This is a genomic window from Pigmentibacter sp. JX0631 (assembly GCF_029873255.1).
Lineage (GTDB): Bacteria > Bdellovibrionota_B > Oligoflexia > Silvanigrellales > Silvanigrellaceae > Silvanigrella.
In genome coordinates, this window is the sequence record NZ_CP123622.1 from 3,094,783 (window position 1) to 3,119,562 (window position 24,780).

Annotated in this window: 21 protein-coding genes; 11 read left to right on the forward strand and 10 right to left on the reverse strand. The window is 30.3% G+C overall.

What is annotated here, in order from left to right; genetic code table 11:
- Window positions 1-17 precede the first annotated feature (17 nt).
- The 3 genes from QEJ31_RS13415 to QEJ31_RS13425 are packed head-to-tail and all read left to right on the forward strand — an operon-like array spanning window position 18 to window position 4,419.
- The gene (locus QEJ31_RS13415) at window positions 18-1,340 is read left to right on the forward strand and encodes a glycosyltransferase (RefSeq protein ID WP_280590863.1); all 1,323 of its coding nucleotides are present in this window, start codon (window positions 18-20) and stop codon (window positions 1,338-1,340) included.
- Window positions 1,337-3,448, forward strand: a complete 2,112-nt coding sequence (locus tag QEJ31_RS13420; RefSeq protein WP_280590864.1) for a hypothetical protein — start codon at window positions 1,337-1,339, stop codon at window positions 3,446-3,448. The genes QEJ31_RS13415 and QEJ31_RS13420 overlap by 4 nt, the downstream gene beginning before the upstream one ends.
- The gene (locus tag QEJ31_RS13425; protein ID WP_280590866.1) at window positions 3,445-4,419 is read left to right on the forward strand and encodes a hypothetical protein; all 975 of its coding nucleotides are present in this window, start codon (window positions 3,445-3,447) and stop codon (window positions 4,417-4,419) included. Before QEJ31_RS13420 ends, QEJ31_RS13425 begins: the two co-directional genes overlap by 4 nt.
- A 1-nt stretch (window position 4,420) precedes the next feature.
- Here the strand turns inward: QEJ31_RS13425 and QEJ31_RS13430 are convergent, their stop codons facing one another.
- From QEJ31_RS13430 to QEJ31_RS13445, 4 genes are all read right to left on the reverse strand, one after another.
- Window positions 4,421-5,422: a polysaccharide deacetylase family protein gene (locus QEJ31_RS13430; protein ID WP_280590868.1), complete on the reverse strand. Its 1,002-nt coding sequence runs from the start codon at window positions 5,420-5,422 to the stop codon at window positions 4,421-4,423.
- Window positions 5,419-5,787 (reverse strand): Hpt domain-containing protein, encoded by a 369-nt coding sequence (locus QEJ31_RS13435; protein WP_280590871.1) that lies wholly within the window; start codon window positions 5,785-5,787, stop codon window positions 5,419-5,421. The genes QEJ31_RS13430 and QEJ31_RS13435 overlap by 4 nt, the downstream gene beginning before the upstream one ends.
- 94 nt (window positions 5,788-5,881) lie before the next feature.
- Window positions 5,882-6,412 carry a GAF domain-containing protein gene (locus tag QEJ31_RS13440; protein WP_280590873.1) on the reverse strand — a complete coding sequence of 177 codons (531 nt, stop codon included), beginning with the start codon at window positions 6,410-6,412 and terminating at the stop codon, window positions 5,882-5,884.
- 26 nt (window positions 6,413-6,438) lie between these two features.
- On the reverse strand, window positions 6,439-7,344 hold the full coding sequence (locus QEJ31_RS13445; protein ID WP_280590875.1) for an alpha/beta hydrolase: 906 nt from the start codon (window positions 7,342-7,344) through the stop codon (window positions 6,439-6,441).
- Between the two features lie 111 nt (window positions 7,345-7,455).
- Between QEJ31_RS13445 and QEJ31_RS13450 the strand changes: the two genes are divergently transcribed.
- On the forward strand, window positions 7,456-8,859 hold the full coding sequence (locus QEJ31_RS13450) for a deoxyribodipyrimidine photo-lyase (RefSeq protein WP_280590876.1): 1,404 nt from the start codon (window positions 7,456-7,458) through the stop codon (window positions 8,857-8,859).
- A gap of 182 nt (window positions 8,860-9,041) precedes the next feature.
- Here QEJ31_RS13450 and QEJ31_RS13455 read toward each other — a convergent pair whose 3' ends face one another.
- The 4 genes from QEJ31_RS13455 to QEJ31_RS13470 all read right to left on the reverse strand — a co-directional run bounded on the left by QEJ31_RS13455 (window position 9,042) and on the right by QEJ31_RS13470 (window position 15,305).
- On the reverse strand, window positions 9,042-9,428 hold the full coding sequence (locus tag QEJ31_RS13455; protein ID WP_280590878.1) for a septum formation initiator family protein: 387 nt from the start codon (window positions 9,426-9,428) through the stop codon (window positions 9,042-9,044).
- A 101-nt stretch (window positions 9,429-9,529) separates the two neighbouring features.
- The gene (locus QEJ31_RS13460; protein ID WP_280590879.1) at window positions 9,530-10,954 is read right to left on the reverse strand and encodes an amino acid--tRNA ligase-related protein; all 1,425 of its coding nucleotides are present in this window, start codon (window positions 10,952-10,954) and stop codon (window positions 9,530-9,532) included.
- Between the two features lie 2 nt (window positions 10,955-10,956).
- Window positions 10,957-13,515 carry an AAA family ATPase gene (locus QEJ31_RS13465; protein WP_280590880.1) on the reverse strand — a complete coding sequence of 853 codons (2,559 nt, stop codon included), beginning with the start codon at window positions 13,513-13,515 and terminating at the stop codon, window positions 10,957-10,959.
- Window positions 13,512-15,305: a RecQ family ATP-dependent DNA helicase gene (locus QEJ31_RS13470; RefSeq protein ID WP_280590881.1), complete on the reverse strand. Its 1,794-nt coding sequence runs from the start codon at window positions 15,303-15,305 to the stop codon at window positions 13,512-13,514. Before QEJ31_RS13470 ends, QEJ31_RS13465 begins: the two co-directional genes overlap by 4 nt.
- A 95-nt stretch (window positions 15,306-15,400) precedes the next feature.
- Here QEJ31_RS13470 and QEJ31_RS13475 point away from each other — a divergent pair, with 95 nt between their 5' ends.
- The 3 genes from QEJ31_RS13475 (at window position 15,401) to QEJ31_RS13485 (ending at window position 19,072) form a co-directional block, all read left to right on the forward strand.
- The gene (locus QEJ31_RS13475; RefSeq protein WP_280590882.1) at window positions 15,401-15,889 is read left to right on the forward strand and encodes a DUF3299 domain-containing protein; all 489 of its coding nucleotides are present in this window, start codon (window positions 15,401-15,403) and stop codon (window positions 15,887-15,889) included.
- Between the two features lie 72 nt (window positions 15,890-15,961).
- Window positions 15,962-17,470 carry a cache domain-containing protein gene (locus tag QEJ31_RS13480; RefSeq protein WP_280590885.1) on the forward strand — a complete coding sequence of 503 codons (1,509 nt, stop codon included), beginning with the start codon at window positions 15,962-15,964 and terminating at the stop codon, window positions 17,468-17,470.
- Window positions 17,471-17,671: 201 nt separating this feature from the next.
- Window positions 17,672-19,072, forward strand: a complete 1,401-nt coding sequence (locus QEJ31_RS13485; protein ID WP_280590887.1) for a cache domain-containing protein — start codon at window positions 17,672-17,674, stop codon at window positions 19,070-19,072.
- Window positions 19,073-19,077: 5 nt separating this feature from the next.
- Here the strand turns inward: QEJ31_RS13485 and QEJ31_RS13490 are convergent, their stop codons facing one another.
- Window positions 19,078-20,178: a hypothetical protein gene (locus tag QEJ31_RS13490; protein WP_280590888.1), complete on the reverse strand. Its 1,101-nt coding sequence runs from the start codon at window positions 20,176-20,178 to the stop codon at window positions 19,078-19,080.
- Window positions 20,156-20,410 (reverse strand): hypothetical protein, encoded by a 255-nt coding sequence (locus QEJ31_RS13495; RefSeq protein ID WP_280590890.1) that lies wholly within the window; start codon window positions 20,408-20,410, stop codon window positions 20,156-20,158. The genes QEJ31_RS13490 and QEJ31_RS13495 overlap by 23 nt, the downstream gene beginning before the upstream one ends.
- 112 nt (window positions 20,411-20,522) lie before the next feature.
- On the opposite strand from QEJ31_RS13495, the gene QEJ31_RS13500 reads away from it, so the two are divergent.
- The 4 genes from QEJ31_RS13500 to QEJ31_RS13515 are packed head-to-tail and all read left to right on the forward strand — an operon-like array spanning window position 20,523 to window position 24,691.
- Entirely contained in the window at window positions 20,523-21,314 is a 792-nt protein-coding gene (locus QEJ31_RS13500) for an enoyl-ACP reductase (protein ID WP_280590892.1), read from the forward strand.
- A 3-nt stretch (window positions 21,315-21,317) separates the two neighbouring features.
- The gene (locus QEJ31_RS13505; RefSeq protein ID WP_280590894.1) at window positions 21,318-22,649 is read left to right on the forward strand and encodes an LptF/LptG family permease; all 1,332 of its coding nucleotides are present in this window, start codon (window positions 21,318-21,320) and stop codon (window positions 22,647-22,649) included.
- Entirely contained in the window at window positions 22,649-23,740 is a 1,092-nt protein-coding gene (locus QEJ31_RS13510) for an LptF/LptG family permease (RefSeq protein WP_280590896.1), read from the forward strand. Before QEJ31_RS13505 ends, QEJ31_RS13510 begins: the two co-directional genes overlap by 1 nt.
- A gap of 3 nt (window positions 23,741-23,743) precedes the next feature.
- On the forward strand, window positions 23,744-24,691 hold the full coding sequence (locus tag QEJ31_RS13515; RefSeq protein WP_280590898.1) for a pentapeptide repeat-containing protein: 948 nt from the start codon (window positions 23,744-23,746) through the stop codon (window positions 24,689-24,691).
- Window positions 24,692-24,780: the final 89 nt, after the last annotated feature.

The following is a 24,780-nucleotide window of genomic DNA, read 5'->3' on the forward strand; positions in this document are numbered from 1 at the left end:
ATCAATAGGTATATAATATGGTAAGAAAAAACATTTTAAAAATGAAAGATAAAGAGCTATTTTTCATTGTTGTTATTGTCTTACTAATTTGTACATTTTGCATATTTGTTTTATTTAAAAGTTATGATTTTTCTAAATTAACAGGTGTAGAACTTGGTTTCTTTTATGCAATGCGGGTTTATTTACTTTTTCTATTTGTAAGATTACTAGGTCATTTATTTTTTAGTTTTGCCAATCATTTTTTTGCAAAAACTATTGAAAAACTAGATTACTATCCTCTAGTTACAGTGATTATTCCCTGCTTTAATGAAGAAAAAGTAATTAATAATGCTGCTAAATCAATTTTGAGTATGAATTATCCCAATATAGAAATATTAATTGTTGACGATGGTTCGTCAGATTCCACAATTGAAGTCATTTCTTTACTTGAAAAAAAAGGGCGGATTCGGGCTATTCATCAAGAAAACGCAGGGAAGGCTACAGCTCTTAATAGAGCTGTGAGTGAAGCGCATGGCGATTATGTTCTTTGTATGGATGCTGATAGTGTATTAAATACCGAAGCTATCGAGGTTGGAATTAAATATTTTGAACAAGATCCTAAAGTCGCAGCCGTAGCAGGTAGTGTTGAAATTGGCAACGTCAATAATGCGATTACCTCTTTCCAAAAACTAGAATACATTTCAGGTCTAAATTTATTCAAAGTTGCACAGTCCTTTTTGGGAAGTGTTATTGTTATTCCAGGTCCTGTAGGCCTTTTTCGAAAAGATATTTTGCTTGAAGTCGGAGGATATCATTCAAATACTTTTGCTGAAGATTGTGAATTAACTATCAGACTTTTAATGGCTGGTTACAAAACTGTTTATGATGCAAAAATGGTTGCAGTGACGGAAGCACCTGATGACTTTAATTCACTAATTTCTCAAAGATATCGTTGGAACAGAGGGATTGTACAAGCAATTAGAGAAAATATTATTTGGTTATTTTTACCACATAAAAGTTTAAAAAACTTTTTTATTATTATTTATATGATTTTAGAATCAATATTTATACCAGTGGCTAATTTTGGTTTTGGAATGTTTTCTATAGCCTATACTTTGATACATAGTTCTGAAAATTTTGTTGGTTATTTCTTTTTTCAACTTGTTATACTTGATATAATTGTTACCTTATTTTGCATTGTGACAGAAAAAAGATCATATTCTTTACTTTTCTACTCTGCCATTAATCGCATTACATATTCATTTTCCTTGGAAGTAGTGAGATTTTTTTCAATTCTAGACGAGTTTTTGCGACTTCCTATGAATTGGTCAAAATTAGAACGCAAAGGTATGGACTCATGATTATACAAAATATATTAAGTATATTTGTTCTATCATTGTGTCTTGCGACGCTCTTTATTACTTTAGTTACATATTTTTTATATCGCTTCAAGCAATTGCTGAAATTAGGTAAAGTTGATGCAACTCAAATTATTGAAGGTGTTTTTTTTAAGAAATATGCTCCATATATTAAAGCAAAAGAAAAAAAAGAAAAAAATGAGTTTGATAGTAAGTTAAGTGATAGAAAAACATTGATGAATTTTTTTGCTGTTATAGCTATTATTATTTTTATTTCTCTTATTGCAGGGTACCTTTATAGTTATTTTAGACTGGGTGAAAAAACAATAGATACTAAAAAATATGAAGGTCTATTAGCAAAAGGACTTATGAAAGAATTTCCATTAAACTCTTTACAAGAAGATCCAGCATTTATTGAGTTTATTTCAGAAGAAAAAAAGAAAATTATGCAGTCTAATTTTTCTAAAATGAATCAATATAAAATTGCAATTTATAAACCAGATAAATATAAAGAGTTTGAGAAAAATCAAGGCATAATTTTTGAGGGTTGGAAACTATTTTTTGATAAGTACAAGTTTAATTATACTATATTTTCAGACTTTAGTGAATTAGATTACGGAAAAATAAATTTGTTATTGCTACCAAATTCAATTTCGTTAAACAAGAAAGCGAAAATTGAAATTGAGAAAATACTCAATCAAAAAATTCCAGTGTTTGCCACTGGTGCAGTAGGTTATTTTGATGGGCTTGGAGATATCAATCGTGATCAATTTGCTGAAAAAATATTTGGTGTAAAACTAGAAAAAAGTAAACTAAAAAGACCATATTATCCCACACTTTTTAAAGCAAATAGCATTCCTTGGATTGATGTTCCTCCTGGATTATTACTCAATTATTTTCCCTATGATAATCAATTTCATGCGCATTTTATCGCAGGATTTCCATCTATTTTTGAAGGAAACACCCAATCAGAAATTCGTTCAGATAAATATGATTCAGAATTTGTTGTACGAGGAGTATTTAAAGAAAGTAATGCTAGAACAGTTTGGTTAGCCTTAGATCCTCCAGTAAAAGATCAAAAGGTTTTAGAATCTGAACAATATTACTTAGAACTTCTGTTTCTTAATTCTTTTCAATGGGCTTTGAATCTGCCACAAGTATTGAAACCAGCTTGGAAAGATTTAGCAAAAACTGTGTTTGTCCCTTCCTTAGAAATATATGCGCATAATAATTTCATAAAAAATTATATTGAAATTTTTAAGGATTATCGCTTTCCAATGACCATATTTCTAACTTCAGAAGTTATCCAAGAAAATCCGCAATTCATTGAGGAAGAAGGAAATCCAAGTATAGAATTTGCTTCACTTGGAGAAGATGAGAAAATTTTACAAGGAAATAGTTTGCAGTTCCAGTTCCAAGAAATTCAAAATTCAAGATTACTAGTTGAAGAAGCCTGGCAAAATAAAGTTTTTGGATTCAAAGCATCTGATGCAAAATTTGATGTTGTAACTTTAAATGCTTCTATGCAAAATGGATTGCATTATTTTTTAGGTAAACATAACTTATTTAGATTATCCCCTGTTCCCTTAGATGAAACTAATTTTGTTTATATCCCAAAAAATTATGCAAAAGAACTAAAAATGTTTAAGGCTTCAAAATTTCACAACTCATCGCTGCTTTATAATGATTTATTAAATCAATTTTTAGAAGTTGAAAAATTAAATGGAGCTGCATTTTATAATTTTCCAGCTAAATATTTTGGCTCTAAAAATTTGGAAAAAGCTTTAGATAATTTTTTAAAAGATATTTCTAAAAAAAATGTATGGAAAACTAACTATATTAACTTAGCACTTTGGTGGCTAGAAAGAGAGAATATTTCTGTTAATTTGATTACTGAAAATGGAAAAAATAAAATTTTAATTAAAAATAATAATAATTTTAAAATTGATTCTTATTCATTAATATTAGCTAATATTAAAGATAAAAAATACAATATTTTTATCAATAATAAGAGTTTAAAAATAGATTCTACGGATTCATATGACTATATTAAAATTGATGATATAAATCCAAATAGCACTGTTATTATAAATTTACAGGAAAATATATGAGAATTATAATTTTCATTATCGTGCTACTTTTTCCAATATATTGCTGGGCTGAAATGAGTCAGTTGTCAGGTATTTATTCCTATCATCAATCATCAGATGAAATGTTTATGCATTCTTCAAGCATTGCATTTCGCAGCAATCGGCGAGATTTATCTTTTCCTTATGCAAATGAAAATGAAGTTGGTTGGGATTTTGGTGGGTCTTTACTTACTACTCAAGGGTTTAATTCTGTAAATAATTATAATGGACAAAGGGGTTATTTTTTATTAGCAAGAAAGTTCAGCTCCAATTTCCAAATAGATATTACTTCCGGTGCGCACAGGGCTTATGATACAAATAATAATAATGATAAAACCATATATAGTGGTGAAATAAAATTGTTTCTTCATTCAGATGATTTATTTGATTTAATTTTATCTGCTAATCGAGATTATGCTTATATCTATACAATTCAACCAGGCGGTACCAATGATCGCTTAACTACAGATGTATTAAATTTTTCATTTACTTACAACTTTTTTCCATTTTTAATGACAAGAATGAATGAAAATTATTTTTACATTTCCGATCAAAATACAAAATCAGTTTCTAATGTTTCACTTTTATATGGCATTGCTACTGATGAACCATGGATTTGGGTAGGTATCGGTTATGAAAATACTTCTTATAAATACAATACAACGAATTATTGGTCGCCTTCTGCATTTATGGGGTTTGGCTTTCGTTCCGAAGCAAGTGTTCCAATTTATGTAATTGATAATATTTATTTAAATTTGGAGTTTAATTACAACCGTTTATGGGATAAAGATAATTGTAGTAGAGGAAATGGAGTCGCAGTTGTCTCAAAATTGCAAATTGGAAAAAGAGATGATCATAACATTTCATTTTTTTATAATCGAATTAATTCAATACAAGATGGAAATTTATGGTTTTCTAATGAAGCAGGTATGATGTTCAATTTAATGTTCTAAATTATTTACAAATTGAATTTAACCATGATTCTTCTAAATATGGAAACGGAAATTCTTTGAAAGTTAATTTTCTTGAACGGCGCATTTGTTCAAAAAATGGGATACCTAATTTCATAGGTAGTGGGAAATCTTCTTTATAGATTGGGTCTAGTATGGCAGTTTTTGCAGGAACTAATTTAACATTATTTCGTTTAAATTTTTCTAATATTTGAGGTAATGCAGCTGCATTCAGTGGGTTATAATGTAACAATAAAATATGGGGAAATTTTCTATTCTGTCCATAAATATAATGACCTAATTTATCGCTATAGGTTAATACATGAAATATATGAGTAATATATCGATCTATTAATTCATTTATTTCTTTTTCTAAATAGCCACTTTTGCAACGAATAAATGCATCATTATATGACCAATCTTCTGAATCAACAGTTACTTGTGCTATAACATAATTTCTTTTTGAAAAATAACTGCGAATATCATAACGTTTCTCAGTAGTATTTCCTTCCATTAAATATGGAAAACGAAAAATTTTTAATTCAGGAATAGTTTGGACATAATCTAATAAAATAGATTCATTTCTTTCAATATCTTGAATAAATTCTTCCGAAGTAACTTTTTTCAGATCTGAATGCGAAAAAGTATGATTGCCTAGTAAAAATCCGTTACTTTTCCATTCTTTTAATATTTTTGCCTGTAATTCATTTTGGTAAAGTAAAATACCATTCATAAATCCGTAGACTTCAGGAACTTTATTATCAGTTAATGCTTTGATTATTTTTGCGGAAACTTCTTCACGCGACATGAATTTTGCTTCAGGACCTGCGGCAGGTAAATCATCAATTGTGATTGCTAATTGTATTGGTACTGAAAAGGGTTTTATTACATATTTAAAGTTTTTATCTAGAATAATTTCTTCAGGTTTTTCTGAAGAATCATCTAGAGCAAAAATAGGATGCATGAAGGAAAAAAACATAAATATTAGAAAACATTTAAATTTCATTTCAATGAACCTTTAATTTGTAAAAGTTCATTTGCAACATTTTCATACTCTTTTTTAATTTCATTAAATATATTTTTTGCTTTTTCAACTTCATTTGTAGCTTTTAAATCTTCTAATGATTGACATTTTCCGCCTAAAATATCAGCTCCCAATGCTCGTACGCTTGATTTAATTGAGTGTGATTCTTTTGCAGCTGCTTGAAGATCATTTGCGCTTAAAAAATTTTCAATATTAACTAATTTTTGCGGAGTTGTTTTTAGCAATGTTTCAATTAAGTCGAGCAAGAAGTCAGGTTCACCGTCTTCTTGCAGCATTTTTAAACCTTCAATTGTTTGATAATTTATATGTTTTAAGCTGTCATTCATTTATTTATTCCTATAAAAATTATTAATTCTAAGGAATATTATGACACACCTGAGTCATTTTTTGAAAGAAGTAATGAAGATTATTTCGTTTGTTTTATTTTCTAAGAATAGAAGGTTCAGGCCAATTGATTTTATCGCCAAGCAATTGAGCTATTTTTTCTAAGCCTTTCTGATCAATTTCTGTAAATCTAGCAAAGACTGGGCTATCTATATCAAGAACTCCTATCAAATGTTCTAATTCCTGTTTTTTATTGGGATAAAAAATTGGGATTACAAGTTCTGAAAATGTTTCTTTATGACAAGAAATGTAGTTTTCAATTTTTCCAACATTATCAATATTCATTGTTTTTAATTCTGTAGCTGATTTTCCACAAACTCCTTTTTCCAAAGGAATTCTATTACAAGCCATTTTTCCCTGAAATGGCCCTAAAACAAGATCTTTGTCTTTTAACAGATAAACTCCTATCCAATTAACTTGGGGAAGCATTTCATTCAGAAGCGCCAATGAATTTGTAAGTTGAGCTAACCAATCTGGTTCTGAAATAATATAAGAATCAACAAGTTTAAATAAGTTTGTATAAAACTCTTCATTCTTTGAAATATCAATTGCTGGAGTGAAATTCATGCAAAACCTCATTTAATTTAATATATCTATGCATTGATTATTTTCTTTAATTCTTCAAGAGTTTCCTTTTGTTGTTCAATAGGAAACATATGTGTTCCATTATTTATTTTAATCCATTTTAATTTTGGAAAAAACAATTTTACCCAATATTTAGCATTTAAATTACAAGTATCACTATTTTCTCCGATTAAAAAATAGGGTTGTATTTTATCTCTAATTTCTTTAGGAATAATTATAAATCCACGCCAAGCTCCCATAGGATATTCTTCAAAAATTTTTCCTTCCCAATTTGGATCATGGCGCAAATGGATTTCACTATCCTGATCTTTTACATGAAAACTTCCATTAATATAATTTTCAACACTTTCAACAGGCCAGTTTTGCATTAATTTGCTTTTTTTCAGATCTTGAGCTGCTGTAGTAAAAGAAGGAAACAATTTTTTTCTTTTTTTTACTTTTTTACTAATTGGGGATAAATGTGTTTTTTTTATTAAATGTAAAAAAAACCAAGGAAAAATAACTTTTGCCGGTAGGATAGGTGGATCCATCAAAATAATTTTTGCTACATTTAATTTGCGCATAGAAAGAATGGAAAGCCATGCGCCTAAACTATGACCACATAAGATCCATTCTTTTATTTGCGGAAACTTTTTTTGAATGGCAAAAAATAATTCTTCATGATCTTGGGCTAATATATCCCAGAACCAACCTTTATTTTCATTTTTTTCCAAAGATTGTTTTTCGGTTTTTCCAAAACCTCGAATATCATAAGTTATAACATGGACATTTAATTCTTTGGCCATTTTTTCAAGTAAAGATTTATAAGTTAAAGCAGGAATTCCATTTGCATGGCCAAAAAAAACAGCTTTATTGGAGCTACTAGGAGCATCAATTTCATAAACAGCAAAATTATTTAAATTGTATTCAATCATTCTTTACCTTTCTAAGAAGGTTTGCCAAAATACTGTTTATTTAGCATACTCCAATTCGCTTTGCTAGAAGCTTTCTTTGCTTATTTTTTAAATATATTCATAGAGGACTTTATGACTTTTCAAACTTCTTTAGTTTGGCTCCGGAGAGATATTCGTTTGGAAGATAACAAAGCATTGCATGATGCATGTCAATCATCCCAAAATGTTATTCTTGTATTTGTTTTTGATACAAATATATTAAATAAAATTTCAAATAAAAAAGATAAAAGGGTTTATTTTATATATCAATCTCTGCTTGAGTTAAATGAATTTTTAGAAAAACAGGGAAAATCTTTATATGTTGTTTATGGGAATCCTATAGAAGAAATTCCTAAAATTGGAAAAACTTTTAAAATTCAATGTGTCTATGCTAATAAAGATTATGAACCTAGTGCCATTGAACGAGATGAAAAAGTAAAACTTCAATTGCAACAAATAGGTATTGAGTTTAAATTATGTAAAGATCAGGTAATATTTGAAGAAAATGAAGTATTAAAAAAAGATAATAAACCTTACACAGTATTTACGCCATATAAAAACCAATGGGTAAAGCAGTTTTCGCAAAATAATCTTATTAAATATACTTATAATATTCAAAAAATTGTAAATAAAGAGGAATTAAAAAATAATGTTTTTCCTTGGAATATTGCAGCTATTCATTTTAAACCAACTGATATCTATGTTCAGCCTGGTAGAAAAAATGCTTTAAATTACTTAGAAAAATTTGCCAAAAAAATAAATGATTATGATACAAATAGGGACTTTTTCCATCTTTCAGGAACTTCATTCCTTTCTATGCATTTAAGATTTGGTACGTTATCTATTCGTGAAGCTTTTGCATTTTCTGACAAATTTCTATCTAAAGGAGCAGAAGTCTGGCGGAACGAACTTATTTGGCGAGAATTTTATAAAATGATTCTTTACCATTTTCCGTATGCTGCACGTAGTACATTTAAAAAAGAGTACTCTAAATTACATTGGGATAGTAATGAAGAATATTTTGACCGTTGGAAAAATGGGATGACTGGTTTTCCTGTAATAGATGCAGCTATGCGCTGTTTTAAAGAAACTGGTTGGATGCATAATCGGTTAAGAATGATTGTTGCATCTTTTCTAACAAAAGATTTACTTCTTGATTATAAAAAAGGTGAACAATATTTTGCAGAAAATCTATTAGATTTTGATTTATCATCTAATAATGGGGGATGGCAGTGGAGTGCTTCCACTGGCTGTGATGCGCAACCGTATTTTCGTGTTTTTAATCCCGAATCACAATCAATAAAATTTGATCCCAGTGGGAAGTTTATTCGACAATATTGTCCAGAATTAATCAATTGTGATGATAAACAAATTCATGCTCCATTTAAGTATAGTAATAGTTTATTTGCCCTTAATTTGAAATATCCAAAACCTATTGTAGAACATGATGCCCAGCGCTTAAAAGTAATAAAGTTATTTAAATTAAATAAACATTAAAAAATATAAAATATATTTACAGCACTTTGCATACTTAATAAATCGGTCGTATTCGAAGCTCATTTATTTCAGTTTGAAATTTTTTACCTTTAAAAGGCAAATATAGAAACAAAACTTTTGTACTAGATAAAAAGAATATTCTTTTAAATCATGTTACATAAGCCAAAGTAATCGAATTTTTTTTATGGTACGTCAGCAGAAATAATTGAATTTTTTTCTGTTTTTTTCTCTTTTGTGCCAAATTCAAAAGGATTTTTATTGCTAAATTGGAAAATATATTCATCTTGTTCTATATACCCAAAATTTTCTTTAAGGTAACGAGCCTGTTTTTCTGGAGAAGTTTTTAAATTTGCAATTTTTTCTTCTAAATTTTGATTCTGAATTTGGAGTTCCATGATTGTTTGTACTAAAATTTCTTTTTCATTCAGTAATTCCATAAAATTTGAAATACCAGCCTTACCAATTGCGATTGAGGCAATGATCAACCAAAGAACAACAACCACAACCCAACGCGCTAAAGTTTGGAATCTTTTTGAAAAAACTGAGGGGTAAGTATTATTTGTATTCATTCGCATCCATCTTAAAAACAGAGTACTTCAAGAAATATAGCATAACACATTTCAGAATATTAAGACTGCTTTTTGATTGGAGAACAAAATTTGGCACTATATTATTCCCAAGCAACGGTATCAGGGGGAAACTGACTTAAAAAAGGAATGGGATACAGAGAAGAAATATTGTCCAAATCTAGTAAAATGGCAATAACTCTGTCTATACCAAGGGCATTTCCAGCGCAATTTGGTAAACCAAATAACATTGCATTTTTAAAACCAAAATCCATCAAAACATCTGGCCGCAACTTTTGGGTTGTTGCAAAACGTTCTTGAAAAATGTTTGAATCATTTAATTCAAAGTATCCATTGCAAATTTCGGTTCCAAATAAATAAGCTTCCATTCTTTCAACATATGGTTTTTTTAATATTTTACCGTCAGCCGCTTTTATTTTTTCTTGACTGGCGAGTGCGCACATTTGAATAGGATAATGACTAACGAAACAAGCTTTTTGGGTAAACAAAAAAGGTTCTATTTTTTCCATAAACAGCTTATAAAATATTGTATCCCAATCATCTTTTATAGTTATTGAGTGACTTAGATTTTTTGCTTGCTCGTAAAATTGATCTCTATCTTGTAAATGATCTAAATTTAAATTTAACTGCTTTTTGAATAAATCATCTACTCTAAAAACAGGCCATTGTTTTGGGAGATCTTTTGTTGATCCTAACAATTCAGCTAAAACATTAACAAGATTTTGCGTATCTTCCATTATGTCACTTAAATTTGCATTAGCTCGATACCATTCAAGCATAATAAATTCAGGTTCATGAAATTTGGCAACTTCCCCGTTATTTCTATAGGCTCTTGACAATTGGAATATTTTTTCTACTCCTTCTGTTAAAATTTTTTTAAGCGCAAATTCAGGGCTAGTCGGCAATTGGATTGGCCAAGGTTTGTTCCGATGATCAATATAAGACGTATTAAATGAATTTAAATAAACTTCTACACCACCACTTGGTACTAAGGTTGGTGTTTCAATATTAAAAAAACCCCTATTTTTAAAAAAAGAATAAGTTCTTTCCAAAGCTCTGTTTCTTTTATTAAGAAGTTGGAATCTTTTCTTTGTTTTGTTAGGTAAAAAATTTGAAATAAAAGGATGGGTTGAAATAACTAGTTTTTGTAATTCTTTTTCATTTGGAAGAGGAGAATCTAATTTAGAATTAATCCATTCGCTTTTGTTCTCTACAACATCAATTATTTCATTAATTTGGAAAAAATAATTTTCATCTCCAATATTAGAAAGTTCTTCAATCTTATTTATTTTGCATTTAAAAGAAATCCAATCACCAGAATTTAAAGTATAGGTTAGCAAATAATCATGTTTTCCAATCGGCCAAAGAATTCCTGTTTCATCAGTAAGTCCAAGAATATTTTCTTTATAAAAGACTCTTCCTGAAGAAACTCTTTCTTGAATAGAAGAAATTCTTTTCAACTCAAATAAATTTTGTAATGTTAGATGTCTTTTACTCTTTAAATTCATAATTATTTCTTACGTGTTACTTTCTTTTTTGGAGGAGATTTCTTTGCAGTTGTTCTTTTACTTGGAGTTTTTTTAACTTTTTCATGTAAAATTTTATATATAGTATGAAATGCTGTACCATCTTCAAATTGTGATTTCTTTTCTTCCCATTTTCCAGCGGTAAAACCAGTAAGTAATTCAAAAGCTTCTTCAACCTTTGCTACAGGCCAGATATGAAATTGTTCTTTTTCGATTGCTTCGCGTACATCTCGATTAAGCATGAGATGTTTAATATTTTGCACAGGAATAATACAACCCTGTCTTCCAGTTAATCCTTGTAATTTACAAGTTTTGAAAAATCCTTCGATTTTTTCATTAACTCCACCAATAGGTTGGATTTCCCCAAATTGATTTACTGATCCAGTTACGCCGATACCCTGATCTATTGGGATATTAGCTATCGAAGAAAGTACAAGGCACAATTCTGCTAAAGTAGCAGAATCTCCATCAACACCATTATAGTTTTGCTCAAAACAAATAGTAGCTGCAATATGTGCTGCTTGTTTTTTTGCAAAGGTTGCATTGATCCAACTTGTTAAAATACTAACACCTTTATTGTGTAATTTTCCTGATAAAGAAGCCTCTCGCTCAATATTAAGTATTCCTGGTTTACCTTTGTAAGTTCTGCAAGTAATTCTTGTGGGTACGCCAAATGATAAATCACCTAAAGAATAAACAGCTAGTCCATTTATTTCACCTACCCGTCTAGAGTTAGTAGAAATTATAATGTCTTTTCGTTCTAACATTTCAATGATGTGATCTTCAATTGCTGATGAACGTGAATAGCGTTCCTCGATAGCTTTTTCAACATCTTTTCTTGTTACTTTTTTACTTTTTTGCTCTTTTGCAATATAATCTGCTTCAATTGTAATATCTTTTATTAAACTAAATCTTGTTGTTAATTTATCTTGGTCATCAACAATTCTGCTACCGAATTCTATAATTGCTGCAATACCACTTTCATCAAAAGGTAATAAATTCTCAACTTTTGTACGGGTAGAAATAAATTCTACATAATCATGGATAGTTTTTTGTGAGCGATCCATTTGAGCATCAAAATCAGCTTTAATTTTAAAAATTTTATTAAAATCTTCATCATGTTGATAAAGCATTCTATAAATCCAATCAGATCCAATCAGAATAATTTTTACATTTAGGGGAATTGGCTCAGGTCTTAAGCCACTAGTCGCAAGAATACTATATTGTTCGCCTAAGTCTTCAATAAATAATTTTTGATTTTTCATGACTCTTTTTAAAGTGTCCCAAACATGAGGTGCACGTAAAACATCTAAGGCATTTAAAACCAAATAACCACCATTTGCTCTTGCAAGGGATCCGGCTTTAATCATTTTAAAGTCGGTGGTGTAAACTCCATACTCAATATTTTTCTCAATTTTTCCAAATAAATTATAAAAAGTTGGATTATTTTCTATAATAATTGGTGCACCTTTTATTTCTGTATTATCAACAAAAACATTGATGCGATAAGGCAAATGTGGATCGCCTTTTTTTAGGTGATAAGAAGAAGGAGCTACAGTGTCTTCTCCTTCTCCCTCACCGTCTTCATCGTCAGGTAAAAAATCATTTAAATTTTCTAGCAAATGATTTTTAACTTCATCGAGATATTCTAAAACATTTTTTTCGTGTTCATATTCTTTTAAAAATGGAATTAATGCTTGGCTAACAACATAATCTCCAAGTTCAGATTGCAATTCTTCTAATTTATTTTTGGTTTCATTTTCAATTGCTCTTACTTTTCTTGCAAAATCTAATACTTCAGGTTCTAATAAATTTCTTTCTGATTCTATTTTTTCTTTTTGTTCTTCATTTAGATCAGAATAATCTTTTTCGCTTAAAGGTTTGCCCTCAACTATTGGAACGGTAACAATTCCCATTCGAGTTGATTTCACACCAAAGTTTTTGGCTTTAGCTGCTTTTTCTAATTCACTAAATAATTTTGCTTTTTTTTCATTGCTAACATTCACTGTAGAATTCACGTTTGTTTCGTACTCTTCTGATTGAAAAGCATCAACAAGCTCAACAGTTAATTGCTCCATTAACTCATCCATTTGCTTTTTAAAGCGTTTAGCTATTCCTGTTTTGAGTTCCATAGCATGCGGTGATTCTGGATTTTTAAAGTTGTAAACATAAATCCAGTCTCCTGGAGTCGAGCATTTTTCAGCTGTTTTTTTCAAGAAAGTTCTTATAACACTTGTTTTTCCAGTTCCTTGAACCCCTGCAACATAAATATTGTATCCAGGTTTTTGTATACCTAGTCCTAAATTAATGGCTCTTACTGCCCTCACTTGTGAGATGATGTCGTAATTTGGTTCCATTTTTTTAAGTTTTTCAGTTTCAACAAGCTTTTCTTCACAAGAACGATAAACTTCATCAGTTGTGAGACGACGAAATAACAATGATGTCTTTTGGATCTTAAAATTTGCTGGGAATTCTTTTTCTCTTATTGCTAATAAATTTTGCGTAAGAGAAGTTCTTGTATCCGTGGATTTTATTTTTTTCATTCCGTCCTCTTTCTGATACATATATCGCATTGCATACAACGCCAAAGACCTTTTGAAGCTCCTTGAATTTTTCGTGAAGCAAAGAATTCAAAACTATCTGCAAGTCTACATGATGTAGCTGTGGATAGGTGTTCAAGTTCACGCAAGCTTGCATGAAAATGGCTACGTGCTGAAATATATCTAGGTATTTCTTTTTGTAAATGTACATAGCCATTTTTTAAGATTACACCATTCCTTGCATCATCCTGACTTATTTTAACAAATGTTAACATTTTTTGTTCTTGATAGTATAAAAAAACTTGTTCACAAGTTTCTTCTGAATACTCGCAAGCATCTTGAAGCATTTTATAGGATAGAACAATTTGTGCTCCTTTTATTAACATCCAGTTTGATTCTACTAAAGTTGTTACCCCATCTAAAACTTTTTTTCTTTTTGTAACTCCTTCTGGTAGGATTGTTAATATGTCTGCAAAAGTTTTTGACTGATTTAGTTTAAGAGAAAAATAATTTTCTCCTATTCTTGTATCCTCCAAAACTTGACATATGCGCATTCCCGCAAAAATACTTTCCAAGGTTTTTTCTTTATTTTCTACTTTTTTAGTTTTTACTTTGAGCAATAATTCCGATTTTGTGACAAAGAGACTTTCACCAAATTGAGAAGGCATATATTTAAGAAACTGAGAACATTGCTCTAAAAATATTGAAGGTTCTGGAAAAGAAGCTTTAAATTGATAGGATCTGCGAATGGGATCAGCACCTGTCCAGAGTAAAACGCCATGCGAAATTTCTCCACTTCTACCAGCGCGACCTAGCATTTGAAAAAACTCTTCTATGTTACTTGGGAATCCAAACACTACGACGAGTTGAATTCCGGCAATATCCACTCCCATCCCAAAAGCCGTCGTTGCACATATAACTACTTTTTTATCAGTTTCTTGAATATACTGTTCTGCATATTTTCTTTCCTGTTTTCCAAGACCAGCATGATAGGTTATCGCATTCATTTTTAATTTTTTAAATTTTCGGGTAGCCTCTTCACAGAGCTTTCTACTTTGAAAATAAACCAAAGTTTTTTTTGAAGAGCTATCGTCAATAATGCTTTCTAGACTATCCCATTGTTCATCCGTAGAAAAAACTCTTTTACTTTCTACTATAATATTTTGTCCAATGGGATTTGACGTGTATTCAAATACTTCAGTGACGCTAGGAAAAACTTTTTTAATAATGTCTTGCCTGCTATTTCTACTTGCAGTTGCAGTAAGAGCAAGGATTCTTGGAGGATTTATTTTAGTTAAAATTTTTCCAATTTCGGCATATTCTGGTCTAAATTGATGTCCCCATGAAACAACGCAATGTGCTTCATCTACAACAACCATACTTAAATTTAGTTTTACCACTGAATTTAAAAAAGAAGGCAATACAAATCTCTCAGGAGATGCGAAAATAATTTTTGCTTCTCCTGCTTTTACTTTCTTCCAAGCAAGTTTTCTTTCTTCTTCAGTTTGTTCAGAAGTAAAAATTGCTGAACAAATTTGCGCAGATTCCATTCGTCTTTCTTGGTCACGCATTAATGAAATTAAGGGACTTATAACAAGTACCGGTTGTTCTTCAAAAAATAATGCAGGAAGGGAGTATAGTAATGTTTTTCCTGCTCCAGTTGGTAAAGTTGCTAAGACAAATTTTTTATTGTGAATTAATGAAAGAACTTCTTTTTGTGCTGGTCTTAAATTAGATAACAAAAAGTTTTTCTTAGCAAATTCTTCACATTTTTTTACAAATTCAGTTTCCATAAGCCTCACTCTTCAATCCTCTTGCTATTTACGATGGTTTTTAATTTGAGTACAGTAAATGGGGACGAAGACTTGAATTTTTTTGCGAGGGTGAAATGAAGTTGATTTATAAAATAGTCATAATTTCCGTCGCAGGGATTTCTATAGGTTTTGCTTTAGTTGCTTTTTTTACAAAAGAGACTGCTAAAACTATTAATGCAGAAATAAGCATGAATAAAGTAACGAATATCGATTGGAAAGATCTCCAATCCCTAGATTTGAAATCTGGAGATATTCCTCAAGAACTAAAAAAAATAAATGGAACTACAATAAAAATTCCTGGTTTTATTATTCCACTCGAAGATAATCAAGATTTTGTTCAAGAATTTCTTTTTGTACCGACACCTATGGCTTGTATTCATGTTCCACCACCCCCACCAAATCAAATTATTCATGTAAAAATGGCAAGTGGAAAAAAAGCAAAAATGTCGTTTGGTCCTGTCTGGCTTATTGGTAAATTTATTATATCTGAAAGCGCCAACAAATTTACAAAAACTTATTTTGAAATGATTGGTTCTGCAACAGAAACCTATATGCAGCAATAAAAGCGTAACTTTTGCTTCTTTTTGTATAGTTCACTATAATTTAGCAATACTAACATTATTTGCGAGTGGATTATGTTTAAGAAAAAAGGGATTAAATATAAGATATTGCTTAATAGTTTTATTTCTATTTTAATTTTCTCAATATTTCTAGTTTGGTTGACTATTACTTACTGGAATTTACTCCTAAGTAGTAAGAAAGAAAAATTACAAAGTATAGTTGAAGTTGCATCAACAGTTGTTAAGTATTATACAGAAGAAGAAAAAAAAGGAGCATTAAGTAAACAAGAAGCCCAAAAAAGAGCAAAGGCTGATATTAATGCCATAAGATATTCAGGAAATGAATATGTTTTTATTACAAATTCTAAAGCGTATCAAGTATTAAATCCCGTGAAACCTGAACTTACCGGAAAAGATATGTCCGAGTTCAAAGATCCTACTGGTTTGAAATTATATGTAGAAATTGCAAAAGTAGCAATGGCTTCAGGTACTGGATATATTGAATATATGTTTCCAAAAGCGGGTTCTACTACTCCGACTAAAAAAATATCATATATAAATTATTTTCCAGATTGGGATTGGATTGTAGGAACTGGTTTATATATTGATGATGCTTATGCAGCTCTTTATTATTTTATTAAAGTTTTATTAATCGATTGTTTTATCTGTATTGTTTCTTTAATTATTATTGGAATATTTTTTGCTTCTTCAGTTCAAAAACCTTTAAAAGAAGTTTGTCATTCATTGCTAAAATCATCGATTGAATTACAAGAAAAAAGCATTGTATTACAGGAGTCTAGTAGTAGAGTAAAAAACTATTCAAAAGAACAAGAATCATCTATTCAAATGACTGCCGCAGCAATTTCACAAATCACAAGCATGATTGGAAAAACAACTGAGCTCACAACGCATTCAGCAAAACTTGCGAATGATATATCCCAAAAAGCAGGAGAAGGAGAAATATCAATGAAAAATATGATTTCTTCTATGCAAGCAATATATGAAGCAAGTTCCAAATTAAAAGAAATAGAAAGCATTATTAATCAAATAGAAAGTAAAGCCCAAGTAATTACTGAAATTGTGGCCAAAACTGAGCTTTTATCTTTGAATGCCTCAATTGAAGCGGCGCGTGCAGGCGAACATGGAAAAGGATTTTCAGTCGTAGCGGAAGAAGTTGGAAATTTAGCGCACACAAGTGGAAAATCTTCAGATGAAATAAGAACATTATTGCAACAAAGTCGTGAACATGTGCAAAAGATATTAAAAGAAACTTTGTCAAGAATTTCTGATGGACAAAATCGAACAGCAAAAGTATCTGAATCATTTATAAATATTGTGGAAGGAATTAAAAATATTAATCAACAAATGGGACAAATTTCTGATGCGACGAAAGAACAAGAAATTGGTGTAAAGCAAATTGCGAATGCTATGGGGCAACTAGATCAATTAGCGCTAAAAAATACCACTGAATCTGAAAAATCATTAGAAGTAACAAATGTGATTCAAAATGAAAGTAGCAATTTAAAAGTAGTTGTGGAAAAGACTGAAAATGTAGTTTTTGGTTTTAGAAAAAAAACAGCATAAATATATGATTTAAAAGAATTATATAAAATTTCTTATCTTTCTAATAAAAAAACCCGATTGTGAAATATGCCTATTTTTGAAGGGTATTTTATGCTGGGTAAAAAAGGGATTAAATTTAAAATTATCTTAAACAGTTTGCTTTCTATCATGATTTTTACTCTTTTCTTAGTTTGGATTTCCAATATCTATTGGGAATCACTCATGCATAATAAAAAAGATATCTTACAAGATATTGTTCAGGTTGGGAAAACTGTTACAGCCCACTTTATTGAACTAGAAAAAAAAGGAACAATGTCGAAAGAAGAGGCTCAAAATAGAGCAAAAGAAGTTATTAATACAATTAGATATGGCGGAAATGAATATATTTTTATTACTAATACCAAGGCATACCAAGTTTTAAATCCTGTTAAACCAGAACTTTCTGGTAAAAATATGTCTGAATTTAAAGATCCTACTGGATTTAAATTATATGTAGAGATAGCTAATTTAGCCGTGAAGTCGGGTACTGGATTTATTGAATATATGTTCCCTAAAGCAGGATCCACAGTACCAACTAAAAAGCTTTCTTACATTCATTATTTTCCTGAATGGGACTGGATAGTAGGAACAGGTTTATACATGGATGATGTTTCAACCTCGATGACAAAATTTTTAGAAGTTCTACTTTTTGCATGCGTATTTTGTATTATTACCTTTATATCAATTGGTATTTACTTTGCAAATTCAGTAGTAAAACCGCTTTCTGAAGTCTGTCTTTCATTAATAAATGCTTCAAAAGGACTCATGCAAAAAAGTGATGAATTAAAAGTCTCAAGTAGTAGTGTAAAAAAATATTCCAAAGAACAAGAAACTTCTATTCAAACAACAGCGGCAGCAATTTCAGAGATAACAAGTATGATTGGAAAGACAACTCAATTGACTGGAAATTCTGCTGATTTAGCTAATTCTATTTCAGGGAAAGCAGAACAAGGTGAAGTTTCAATGAAAGATCTTATTTCATCAATGAAGGGGATTCAAGAAGCTAGTTCTAAGTTAAAAGAAATAGAAATTATCATTAATGAAATTGAATCTAAAACAAAAGTTATCAATGAAATTGTTTCAAAAACAGAATTGCTTTCATTAAATGCTTCAATTGAAGCTGCAAGGGCAGGTGAACACGGGAAAGGATTTGCAGTTGTTGCAGAAGAAGTTGGTAACTTAGCGCATATGAGCGGAAAATCCTCAGGTGAAATTCAAACTTTACTGCAAAAAAGTAGAGAAGAAGTTCAAAGGATATTAGTTCAAACTATACAAAAAGTGGAAGAAGGACAAAAAAGGACAGCAAAGGTTGCAGAAGCTTTTTCAGATATTGTGAATGGTGTTAAAGATATAAATTTGCAAATGGGGCAAATTTCAGATGCAACTAAAGAACAGGAAATTGGTGTGAAACAAATAGCTAATGCAATGGGGCAACTTGACCAGTTAGCTTTTAAAAATACAGGTGAATCAGAAAATTCTTTAAAAGCTACAGAAGAAATTTCTAATGCAAGTCAGCATTTAACAGATATAGTTGATAAAACAGAAAATGTCATTTACGGCGAGAAAAAGAAAAAGACTGCATAAGTTTCTCAGCTGATTAATACAGCATAAAAGAATATTGCTGAAACTATATCTAAATGATTAATTATTCCAAGAAAAAAACTTCTTTCTGATAGTTCAAACATTGTTCTAAACATTACTAAACGTACTAAAGGATTTACAGCTTCTCCTTTTTGTGCACCTATATCTCTCCAAATACGAGCATTTTCAAATTTAAACATGTGTTCTCTATGATAGCTTGCTGGGTAATATTCTTTTTGTAAATTCTGTTTCGTTAGGAGAGCTTCATTCCAAATTCTTAAAAATTTATTTAAAAAAATTGAGAAAAAAATTAACGCAGCAATATGGTATCTATTAAAATTTAATTTTGGATTTATAGAGAAAAAATATAAAGCGAATATTAAAAAAACAAAAAATAAAGTTCTTTGATAAAATATTCCCAAAAATAATTTTAATGATTCTTGATATTTTTCGGTGTAAGCATCTGCTTTATGGTGTAATTTTAAATTCCATTTAAGAGCATCTAAGCAACACCACATTATTAAAACTAGAGCAATTATTTCTAATTTTGGATAAGCCCCTCCGTGCGGGAAAAAATGCAAACTAAAAAAAAGTAATGCTAGCGCAACGTAACAACGAAAATCTGTTTTAGATATATCAAACTTATTGAAGTGATTAGGTTTTGCTAAATGTGAAAGCAAAGATAATCTAAAATTTTTATCCCCAAATTCCATTTCCTTTGTTAGCGGATCATAATTAATACCTAATTCAAAACGCCAACGTTTTATTTTAGGGAGAATATTTCGCCAATCATATGTAGAAGCTAATCTTAAAACTCCAGCAATTATGGTGAATAAACCAGCCCAAAATAAAGATAAATCAAGTTTTTCAGCTAAAACAATAGAAAGAGTAATAAAAGGAATTTTATCAGCAGCTACTCTTAATACGTGAAAAAATTTATTAAAAATAAATATTGGGAAAGGAAAAAGAATGCTTTTCCAATGCAAAATATTAAAGAAAAATGCTGTAAAATAAGTTATTTTACCCGAGAAAAAAATTGCCGTAACAGAAAGTATGGCAAGAATAAAAGTGTTTTCAATTAAATAACTATCTATCAAACTTGCAGTCATAAATTATGGTTTCAGTTCCGTCAGGACTTTTCACAAGATTTTCGTCGCGAGCGATCATTACAGTGGGATGATCTTTTTCATGAAATAAGACAACCCCGCAATGAGGGCACTTAGCTGTAACCTCAGGATTTTTCGGGCTTCCTTTTTCAAATACGAGATGAAAACGCCTTTTGCAGGTAGCATTATCGATTAATCTTTTTTCGTATTTCATGTTTGATATGTTGTTATCCATAAATTCCTCCCATTAAAAAGGCTATCAGCGGCTTGTTTGTAACGCAAGATGCAAGTAGGCTCAAGGCTCGGCGAATTTGTTTTTTCGCATCATTTGACATTGGAGGAAGGAAATGATTCAAGCAAACATTCTTGCTGGAAAGCGTGGAGTAGTGTTTGGAGTAGCAAATAACAAGTCTATAGCTTGGGCTTGTGCTCAATTATGCGCTGAACAGGGCGCTCAATTAGCTTTTAATTACTTGGGAGATGCTCAAGAAAAACGGGTAAGAGAATTGGTTAAAGATCTGCCAAATGCTCTCGTAATGCCTTGCGACGTAACAAAAGACGAGCAAATATCCGATTTTTATCAACACATTCAAAAAGAATGGGATGGAATTGATTTTATCATTCATTCCGTAGCTTTTACTGAAAAAGAAAATTTAAAAGATAAATTTATGGTTGTAACTAGAGAATCTTTTGCTTCTACTCTAGATATTTCAGCTTATTCTTTGCTTGCTGTTACCCGTGCTGCTTTACCTTTGATGAAGAAAGGCGGAAGCGTTATCACTATGTCATATTACGGAGCAGAAAAAGTTGTTCCGAGATATAATGTTATGGGAGTAGCTAAAGCTGCACTAGAATCTTGTGCAAAGTATTTAGCTTATGATCTTGGTGAAGTAGGTATTAGGGTAAACGCTATTAGCGCGGGGCCTATACGCACCTTATCATCAAGTGCAATTCCAGGAATTAAGGAAATGCTTGATAACTCTCAAAAGCATTCGCCTCTTAAAAGAAATGTTACCACCGAAGATGTAGCGCGTTCAGCTTTATACTTACTGTCTGACTTTTCTTCTGGTGTTACAGGCGAAGTCCTCCATGTAGATTGTGGATATAATACTCTTGGTATGTTTTCAGCAGTAGAGTAGTAAATGATCGGATATCATAAATTAGACAGGTTGCTCGCTAATGAAATAGTGTCTCTGACGTTTGTAATTACGGCAAGCCTCAGTTCTATCATGATGATGGCTAAAATTCCGCGCTATGCTCAGGTGCTGTTTTCTGCACCTGATACTGCAACTACATTTTTAATGTTATTGCTCTATTCTTTTCCCTCTATCATTAAATTTACTGTACCAATTTCATTATTGCTCGCTTGCTCAATAGTAACTACCAGAATGGCAGCTGATAGGGAGTTAGAAGCTTGGATGGCGAGCGGTGTTAGTGTCTTAAGATTAGCTAGAATGCCTACTATTTTGGGTTTTTTAGTAATGTTAATTTCTTTATTTAGTGCTCTTTTTTTTGAACCTTATTCAAACAGACAGTTTGAAAAGTTTAAATGGGTACAATCTAGAGAACTTGTTGAAGCGATGATTAAAAATTCTATTCGAGAAAAAAGTTTTATCAACGACGCTTTTGCAAATTCAGATAATGTTAATTTAGTTATGTTTTTAAATAAAGTTAGTGATGATAAAACAGATTTTCAGGATGTTTTTATTGGACTTAAAACAAATTCTTATAATTACTACTCTATTGTGCAATCAAAAGAGGGAGAATTAAAAAAGAAATCTAACGAAGGATTTCCTGATTATATATTTTCTTTAAAAACTGGGACAGGTTATTCAGGTAAATTAGCTGAACATAATTTAGCATATTATTTAACTAAAAAAGATGAACACTTTAAATTTCCACAAAAAGAATTCAACAAGAATGATCTCATTCATTTTCCTAAAGTTACTGATTGGACTATCACGCATTTTTCTGATATGCACATTTCATTAATTAATACTTTTAAAGATAAGTTTAAAATTGAAATGAATCAAATAGAAAACTCAAATCAATTATATCCTAGGGATTATTTCAATAAATTAAGCCAAGAAATGGACTCAAATTTAGACTGGGATAAAGATATCAAAATAATAGAAAAGCTAATTTTCATATTTAAACAAATTTCAGTTCCTATTTCAACTATATTTCTTCCAATCATTGGGATTTGTTTAGGTATTCAAGATCCCAGAAGAAAACAGTTTGGTGTTTATTTAGGAGTTGGATTGGTAATATTTGCTTTATATGCTACAATTTCTGTTTGCCAACAACTATCTTTAAATTTTATTTTACCTCCTTATTTAATGCTAGTTGCTACGCCTTTTATTTTGATACTTATTATTATTTTATTGTTACGATGGCGTTTAAAGCATCCTCCATCAACAGGTTTTATTGCCTTTCTTCAAGAAGATTTCAGATTTAAAAGAAAGAGACTATAATGCGAATTTGGTGGTACATCGCTACACAATACTTAAAAAGTATTCTAAGTATATTAATCTTTTCATTATCAATTTATTTTATCTTGACTTATATGGAAGAAAGTCAGCATTATTTTGATGGACGTACTATTTCAGCAAAAGTAAAGTTTTATTATTACTTATGGCAGGTACCTACTATTACTATTCAATTGATGCCATTTGCTGTATTGATTGGGGGAATAGTTACAAATTGGTTACTAGCAAAACATGGAGAAATATCCGCACTAAGAGCTGCAGGTATGTCTATGTTAAGAATTTCTATTCCTTTAGTTTCAGTAGGTTTGTTATTTACAGCAGGCCAGTTTTTTTTAAATGAGTTTGTCCAACCAGTAAGTTCAACAAATTTTTTGCGCGTTAGAAATGTTGAAATTGAAGGCAATAAAAAAAATGACTATGTTTTTACCGAAAGTAAATGGTTGAAGTCTAAAGGAACAATTCTTTATTTTCAGCGCTATGATGAAAGCAAACAAGAATTATATGAAGTTCAATTCTTTAAGACAGATAACACAAATTTGCGGCAAATTGTTCATGCAAAGTCTGCTTATTTTGATGAAAATATTGGGAATTGGGTATTAAGATCTGTTATTATAAATAATTTTGATTCTCATTATCAATTAGCTAAAATTGAAGTCAAATCATATTACGTAACAAACATTGATTTTGCGCCACCTAAGGTATTGAAAGACACGAGTGATTCAAATCAATTAAGTTACTGGCAATTAAAGAAAGTAATTGAAGATGCGCAAGAAGCGGGCGCAAATGTTTCTGATAGAATAGTCGATTTGTATTTAAAAATAAGTTTGCCATTTGCAAATATTTTATTTGTTTTTTTGACTATTCCTTTTGCTTTAAAAAAAGAAAGGCAAGAAGAAAAATATATCGGAATTGTTATTTGTATTATTACTGCATTAGTATATTGGTTTGGTAACTTGGTTTTAAAAAGTTTTGCAATAAAGGGAAGTTTAAATCCTCTTTTAGCTGCTTGGATGATGAATATTTTAGTTTTATCTTTGAGTTTTTTACTCATTAGAAAATTAGACAAAGGACAATAAAGTATGTTTGAACTTGATTCCATCCTTAAAGCTGTGGCTAAAGGAAAAATGGATGTTGAAAAAGCTAGGCTATTGATAGAAAAAAATTATGTATTAAAGAAAACAAATAGAAATAAAGGTGATAGTGATAGTTATTCAAATAATTTTGATATTCAAAAAGAGGAATCTCAAGAGGGATTAAAAACTGCGTTTGAAAAACTTAAAAAAACTGTTAATTTAGAAGAATTACTTAAAATTTCAAGCAATTTAGTTCAACAAATATCGGAAAATATGCCGCAAATTGAAAAAATTCAAGAAAATATTTCTAGTAATTTTCAACCAATAGGATTTTCTCCGAATATTGTTGGTCTTGATGCTAAACTCTCAGTCTTTCGTGCACTTCATGTCAGTTCTGATAGCCAAGTAAAAGAAAATCAAGTTGTTGGTTCGCAGTGGTTTGGTGTTGATTTTTCGGATCATTCCGAAGTTCGGAATAATAAATTCACAGCAGTTCAATTTTCTGAGTTGGCTGTGATAAAAACGGATTTTTGTTTATCAACGTATAGTTTAGCTCGCCTAAGTAATGTTACTCTTCAAGAAGCAAGATTAGAAAACAATAAATTTTCCAGAACTACTTTTTCGGATGTAAGTATTTTTGAGTCAGATTTTACTGAAAATCAATTAATAAAATCTGATTTTTCTGAGTTAACAATTAAAACGAGTCGGCTTACTAGAATAAATTTCAATAGTGTGGATTTTTCTGATTGTGAATTTGAAGATTGTGACATTCAGGGGATAGAATTTGAAAATTGTAAGTTTAAAGAATGCTTATTTACTAAATTACACTTAGTATTATCACAACCTATTAAAATATCAGGCTGCAATTGTGTTGGTAAAAATTTTCAGGGTTGTCAAACGGCAGAAGAATTTTTAGAATTAATAAACTCCCCCCATATCGATTCTCGTCATTAATTCTTGCAGAAACTTTATTTTTTTTGGATAACAAAAAAGTCCATTTTCTTACTTCTATCTGAAAATAAGGTAAGTGGGTTTGTGGCTTT